The sequence below is a fragment of the Tolypothrix sp. VBCCA 56010 genome (genome assembly GCF_050875635.1).
In the GTDB taxonomy this organism is placed as follows: Bacteria; Cyanobacteriota; Cyanobacteriia; order Cyanobacteriales; family Nostocaceae; genus Hassallia.
The window spans coordinates 1-5526 of record NZ_JBPAOH010000272.1; the positions used below are offsets into that span (position 1 = coordinate 1).

Annotated in this window: 4 protein-coding genes and 2 pseudogenes; 3 read left to right on the forward strand and 3 right to left on the reverse strand. The window is 46.1% G+C overall.

The features are described 5' to 3' along the window. From AABK37_RS40125 to AABK37_RS40135, 3 genes and pseudogenes are all read left to right on the forward strand, one after another. Positions 1–574, forward strand: a pseudogene (locus AABK37_RS40125) (WD40 repeat domain-containing protein); the annotation flags it as partial. Between the two features lie 573 nt (positions 575–1147). Next, positions 1148–1744 carry a transposase gene (locus tag AABK37_RS40130; RefSeq protein WP_432556961.1) on the forward strand — a complete coding sequence of 199 codons (597 nt, stop codon included), beginning with the start codon at positions 1148–1150 and terminating at the stop codon, positions 1742–1744. 305 nt (positions 1745–2049) lie between these two features. Continuing rightward, on the forward strand, positions 2050–2223 hold the full coding sequence (locus AABK37_RS40135; protein WP_432556962.1) for a hypothetical protein: 174 nt from the start codon (positions 2050–2052) through the stop codon (positions 2221–2223). Here the strand turns inward: AABK37_RS40135 and AABK37_RS40140 are convergent. From AABK37_RS40140 to AABK37_RS40150, 3 genes and pseudogenes are all read right to left on the reverse strand, one after another. Further along, positions 2192–5030, reverse strand: a pseudogene (locus AABK37_RS40140) (ATP-binding protein); the annotation flags it as partial. The gene AABK37_RS40135 and the pseudogene AABK37_RS40140 sit on opposite strands and share 32 nt — an antisense overlap. Positions 5031–5128: 98 nt before the next feature. Continuing rightward, positions 5129–5329 carry a helix-turn-helix domain-containing protein gene (locus AABK37_RS40145; protein ID WP_432556963.1) on the reverse strand — a complete coding sequence of 67 codons (201 nt, stop codon included), beginning with the start codon at positions 5327–5329 and terminating at the stop codon, positions 5129–5131. 8 nt (positions 5330–5337) lie between these two features. After that, on the reverse strand, positions 5338–5526 hold a 189-nt coding region (locus tag AABK37_RS40150), incomplete at its 5' end, for a hypothetical protein (protein ID WP_432556964.1).

Genomic DNA, 5526 nt, shown 5'->3' on the forward strand with positions numbered 1-5526 from the left:
CGCGGATGGGCAGACGATTGTCAGTGCAGGTGAAGACGGCACTGTGCGGTTGTGGAATTTCCCAGGTCAGCAAAGGGCTGAACCCTTCCGTGGTCATCAGGGTAGGGTCTATTCTGTCGCCATTAGCGCGGATGGGCAGACGATTGTCAGTGCAGGTGAAGACGGCACTGTGCGGTTGTGGAATTTCCCAGGTCAGCAAAGGGCTGAACCCTTCCGTGGTCATCAGGGTGTGGTCTTGTCTGTCGCTATTAGCCCGGATGGGCAGACGATTGTCAGTGGGGGTGGTGACGGCACAGTGCGGTTATGGAATTTCCCAGGTCAGCAAAGGGCTGAACCCTTCGGTGGTCATCAGGGTAGGGTCTGGTCTGTCGCCATTAGCGCGGATGGGCAGACGATTGTCAGTGCAGGTGAAGACGGCACAGTGCGGTTGTGGCGGGCTGACTGGCGTGGATGGTTGCAAGTCTGTTGCGACAGGTTGCGTTACCATCCCATCTTCACCAATCCGCCAACAGAGGAAGCAAAAGCCGCTTGCGAAGTCTGCCGCAAATATATTTGGAGTAAAGAACATGGGTAGGGGCACGGCAATGCCGTGCCCTTACAATGGTCTGTACTTATTATCTCCACCATTTAGCCTCAGAACTCCAATTTTCACCTTCAAAACTCGAAACTTCAACCTCTGAACTCGGAACTTCGACCTCTGAACTCGGAACTTCGACCTCTGAACTCGGAACTTCGACCTTTGAACTCGGAACTCCGACCTTTGAACTCGAAACTTCATGCTCAGAACTGCAATATCCGAGATCCAAGGGTGAATGATGGTGATTCAAGGGCGAATATTTTCCTTATTATTCCATCTTCACAAACCTGCGAACTAAAGCTACCACAAATATCTCCCGTAGGGGCACAACAATGTTGTGCCCTGATAGAACTGTTCACCCCAGCCAAGAATTTATTTGTAACTTCCCGTAGAAGAATTAGTATCATTCAAATGTAATACGCACTGTGCAAAACAATATTGTTTCTCGTTGAGATGCCAAACGGGTTGGAGGGCACGGCATTGCCGTGCCCCTACGTTGTGTATATGGGTGCAAATAAAAATCATCGATTAAAATAAACACATATTGCTAATAACTACATATAAAAATTCATGCTTTATGATCCACAAATACATCACCGCCATTCTATTCGCTTGAAAGGGTACGATTACACCCAACCTGGTGCATATTTCATCACCATTTGCACCAAAGGGCGGCAATGTTTATTTGGTAATGTGGTTAAGAGCGAAATGCAATTAAATTATTTAGGTCATATTGCCTTCAACTGCTGGCAAACAATACCCGATCATTTTCCCCATATTGAATTAGATACGTTTGTGGTCATGCCTAACCATCTACACGGCATCTTAATCATCACCGATAAACCTGTAGGGGCACAACATTGTTGTGCCCTCAATCAACATCTTGACTGCAACACAGAACAATTCGGTAAACCTGTACCTGGTTCTATTTCTACAGTTATTCGCAGCTATAAAGGTGTTGTCAGCAAACGCATTAATATAATTTGGCAGACCAAAGGACAATCAATCTGGCAACGCAATTTTTATGAACACATTGGAAGAGAGCAAAAATCTATAGATAATATCCGAGAATATATTTTAAATAATCCCCAGCGTTGGGCAGATGATCCAGACAACCCGCAACATAATTTTGATGATCAAGATTTCCTGTTTGATATCCCTTTTTGATTTAAAATCGTGTGTTATGTCATAAATATGAATTCGCGTTGGGATGCAACACGTAGTAAGGGCACAACATTGTTGTGCCCCTACAATGACTCACCAATCCAACTCCTCATCGCATTCTTGGATCGGGTATGTCATAAATATGAATTCGCGTTGGGATGCAACACATGGTAAGGGCACAACATTGTTGTGCCCCTACAATGATTCACCAATCCAACTCCTCATCGCATTCTTGGATCGGGGTTGCCAGTCCTTCTTTTATAGATTCTTGCATTCTAGGTATAGATAATAAGTAAACTTGAATTCTGGTGCTTGAGGAGGCGATCGCTTCCGCAATTACTAGAGGACTGACTCAGCCAAAACCAATGCCCCATGACGGCAGATGCTTTATGCCGGGGAACCCGTCCACCGCACTGCCTCCCCAATGCCCAATGCCCCATGCCCCATGCCCTATGCCCCATGCCCCATGCCTACTAATATAGCGATCGCCTGAATTAATTCATCGATTTCAACCGGTTTAGGTAAATGTCGTTGAAAGCCGGCTGCGAGTGCTTGTTGTTGATTTAATTCTCCGGCATAAGCTGTTAAAGCGATCGCTTCGATGCCTCCAATTGATGCTGTACGCATACGTAGTTGATGCATAAGCATATATCCATTCATTTCTGGCATTCCAATATCGCTGACGACGATATCAGGAATTGCTTGCTCAATTACTTGTAGCGCTTCAAACCCCGATGCTACGGTTGTAACAATCGCCTGTTCTTGCTCTAAAATAAAGCTGATAAACTCCCGCGAATCAGCATCATCATCGACTAGTAAAACCTTAACACCGCTTAAATTAACTGCTGATTTGGGTGAAGAGTCTTTTTTTATCTCCTCAAACGGTCGAAATAAAGGAATTTGTACTGTAAAAGTAGCTCCCAGTCCTTCACCTGGGCTGTCTGCCATTACTGTACCGCCGTGCATTTCCACGATTTGACGTGCGATCGCCAGTCCTAATCCCAACCCCCCAAATTGCCGCGTTGTCGCACCATCTTCTTGGCGGAAATGCTCAAATACATACGGTAGAAAGTCGGGATTAATTCCTTTGCCGGTGTCTTTGACTTGGATTTGTACGTTTGTTTTAACTTGTGTCAAGTTAACTGTAATCTGTCCGCCTTTTGGTGTAAATTTAACCGCATTGGATAAGAGATTCCAGACAACTTGCTGCAATCGTCCTGGATCGCCGTTGACTGTACCGACTGCGTTTGCCGTCGTATATTGAATTTGCACTTCTTTGGCTTCGGCAGCTAATCGTACCGTTTCCAAAGCGGCTGCAATCACCGTAGCTAAATTAACAGGCATCACGGTTAAGCTCATTTTGCCGCGTAAAATGCGGGAAATGTCAAGCAAATCGTCAATCAGTTGTACTTGTAGCTTGGCGTTGCGTTCGATGATGGCGATCGCTTCAATAGATTTCGCCGCATTCAGCTTACCCATTTGTAGCAGTTTTGACCAACCGAGAATCGGATTAAGCGGGGTGCGTAACTCGTGGGAGAGAACCGTCAAAAATTCATCTTTGACACGATTGGCGTTTTCGGCGGCTTCTCGTGCGGCTTGTTCGCGCACTAGTAATTGTTCTCGCGCAAGTTCTGCAAGTTTGCGAGCGCTAATATCATGAGCCGCTGCGTAAAAAACATTCTGTCCAGGTAAGGACACAACGTCCCACGAAAGCCATCGGTAAAAACCGTCTTTTGTCAGGTAACGATTTTCAAAGCCAATTGTTTGATATTCTTGTGGTAGTTTTTCCGCTTCCAAGAGCGTTGCGGCTCGATCATCCGGATGCACAAACTCAATATAAGGCTTTGCTTTCAGTTCGGTTTCGCTAAATCCCAGCGTTCGTTCCCAAGCTGGATTGAGTTGCGTGAAGTAGCCTTCGAGGTTGCCGATCGCCTCTTCACGACGTATTCCCCAAATTTGGGCTTGGCGATCGTTGATATAGGTGAAACACCAATTGCGATCGAGAGTGACAAATCCATCTTCAAGGTTTGCTAAAACGCTTTCTAGATTTGCTTTAGCGGTTTCGGCTTCGGTATGTAACGTTTGTGTGGTTTGTCGCAGTTTAGCTAACTTTAAGCTTGATTCGACTCGTGCAAGTAATTCGCGTGCGGAAAATGGTTTAATTAAATAATCATCCGCTCCGGCTGTAAGTCCTTCAATGCGCGATTCTTCCCCGGCTCGTGCTGATAAGAGAATAATCGGGATTTCTTGAGTTTTCAAATCGCTTCGCAGCGATCGCAACAATTCAAAGCCATCCATTTTCGGCATCATCACATCGCTTAACACCAAATCCGGTGGATTTTCCCGAATAGTATTTAACGCTGCCATTCCATCTGCGACAGCCTCAACTATATAACGCGAACTCAACAGCCGCTGAATATAATCGCGCATATCTCCATTATCGTCAGCCAACAAAATGCGCGATCGCTCGTGACTTGCTTTTTTGTCTCCCCCCTCTCCCTTGTCTCCCCCCTCCTCTTTTACAGACAGCCAGCGCTGCGCTTCTTCCACATAAGAAATTGGGGAAAGGGCAATGGGCATTGGGCATGGGGGAGGCAGTGCGGTCTTGGGGTCTCCCCAAGTGGAGCACCTGCCGTCATTGGGAAGAATCCTTGCCCCCCGCTCCCCCGCTCCCCCGCTCCCCATCTCCCCCGTTCCCCCGCTCCCCCGCTCCCCCGCTCCCCCGCTCCCCCTTACGAATAGTTACTTTAAAACAACTACCTTGCCCCAGTACACTCGTCGCGGTGACTGTGCCACCGTGTAATTTCACCAATTCCTGTACCAGCGCCAAACCAATGCCTGAACCTTCAAAACTGCGTTTCTGTGCGCCTTTCACGCGATGAAATCGCTCAAACAAATGCGGCAATTCTTCTGGGGGAATGCCGATACCAGTATCTTCAATTGTTAACTCTATATCAGTTTCAAGGTTTTGCAAGCGAACTGCAATTCTGCCTGCGAAAGTAAACTTAAAGGCGTTTGATAATAAATTAAAAATAATTTTTTCCCACATTTGGCGATCAACATAAATCGCTTCTGGTAATGCAGCACAATCCACCACCAACTGCATTCCCGCTTGTTCGATCAGCGAACGAAACACACTGGCAAGTTCAGTTGTCAGCGTGGCTAAATCTGTAGGTTCATAAGTTGTTTGAATGCGTCCTGCTTGAATGCGGGAAAAATCGAGTAAGGTGTTGACCAATTTCAGCAAGCGAAGTCCGTTGCGCTGTACTACTTCGAGTCGTTCTTTTTGCACAGCGGGTAACGGGGAAGAAGTATCAAATAACGCATCCTCGATGGGACTTATGGAACGTCTCTACTCTACAGACGTTCCATTGCAACGTCTCTACTCTACAATGGTTTGAGCGCTAATGGAGATGGTTGCATATGACCGTTTTCCCAACGGTTGATCGTACCGTAAGCGACACCTAATAATGTGGCAAATTCTTCTTGGGTCAATGTTGTTAATTGCCTAAGTTCACGAATCAGTTTGCTTACTTTTAGTTGTTTGAGGCTGTCTTCGATACCATCGTTTGAAGGCAGATTTCGCACGTTATATTTTATCTTCTATTAATCGGCACAAGTGTCTCTCTATCTTGAGAGTGAATTTTTCTTATAATAACGAAGCGTCGTAGAGGCGTTTTACTATCCGCGTCTCTACATAGTTTAAAAATATTTCCTTCTTCGCGTTCTTCGCGTCTTCGCGGTTCGATAATTATTTTTAACCGCGAAGACGCGAAGAACGCGAA

Bases quoted from the DNA above. Each gene is read 5' to 3' on its own strand.
- AABK37_RS40130 (WP_432556961.1), top strand. From the start codon at position 1,148: ATGCTTTATGATCCACAAATACATCACCGCCATTCTATTCGCTTGAAA.